The organism is Streptomyces roseicoloratus (genome assembly GCF_004117935.1).
Taxonomy (GTDB): domain Bacteria; phylum Actinomycetota; class Actinomycetes; order Streptomycetales; family Streptomycetaceae; genus Streptomyces; species Streptomyces roseicoloratus.
This window is the reverse complement of record NZ_SDOY01000056.1, coordinates 1-946: the sequence shown is the minus strand read 5'-3', so window position 1 is coordinate 946 and position 946 is coordinate 1. Positions and strand designations below refer to the sequence as shown.

1 pseudogene is annotated in these 946 nt (G+C 65.1%); it reads left to right on the top strand.

Features of this window, described 5'->3' with window-relative positions:
- Positions 1 to 104: 104 nt before the first annotated feature.
- A pseudogene (locus ESG85_RS04350) lies at positions 105 to 946 on the top strand (hypothetical protein); the annotation flags it as partial.

The following is a 946-nucleotide window of genomic DNA, read 5'->3' as shown; positions in this document are numbered from 1 at the left end:
CTTAGTCGAAAACCCATCTACCAGGGGCTTCACCCGTCTGTCAGCCCAACCGCCCCTCCTGGCCGACAGGTTGGAAAGAGCTCATTCCCTCACAGGAGTTGGCGATGGTCATCGAGGACCATGCCGCGCCCGTGGTGGCGATGGTGCCGGCTCACCGCACCGGCGACACCGGTGCCAGCCTCAACAGCGTGCGCGCCGTGCCGGGTGACGCCGCTCAGTGCGGAGCCCTGCTCCTGGCCGCCGACACTCTGCTAGGAAATCGCGAGCTCGTCGCGCTGCGGCGCCGCATCGGCGCGTTGGCGAACGAAGCGTTCCGTACTTCGCCAAATCACGCTGCCAAAATCCTCAGGCAGGAAGAGAATTCAGACACTCTGGTTCGTGCTTCCTTTCACCGCATGTACGGGGATTCTGGAAGGAGACGGCGTACCGCGGCCCCTGACCCCCGCTTTCGGATTGAAGAGATCCCCGCATACTTGCCACGCGACTGGTACGAGTCCCACATTCTCCCGATCATCCCTGACCTTGCGTCCCTGGGGCGTCGGGCACCCCGACTACTGCGTCGGGCCGTGTCGATCCGGCTGGCGCAACTGGCCACCGGCGGCACCTGGCACGCCAGCGGCGAGTCCCTGGGAATCCCCGCGAGCGGCACTCTCCACACTCTGAGGGTCCTGACACGGGAACTGGGCGAGTCGCAGCTGAGGTCCGTGTTCGAAAACGCAGTTGGCGAGATCGCTGACGAATTGGGGCGTGCTGCGGATCGTGTCGACTATGCGCACAGGCGCCGCAGCCTGGCGAAGTGGCGCCTGCCCCGGGAAGACTGGAATGGGCTTCGTGAGGGCCTCCCCAAGCTGGGCCGCGGACGTATTGAGCCGGAACTGATGGGTTTCCTACTGGATCGTGTAGCGGACGTGGCGGGCGGCGAAGTAGCCGCAGACGATGTGGGGTT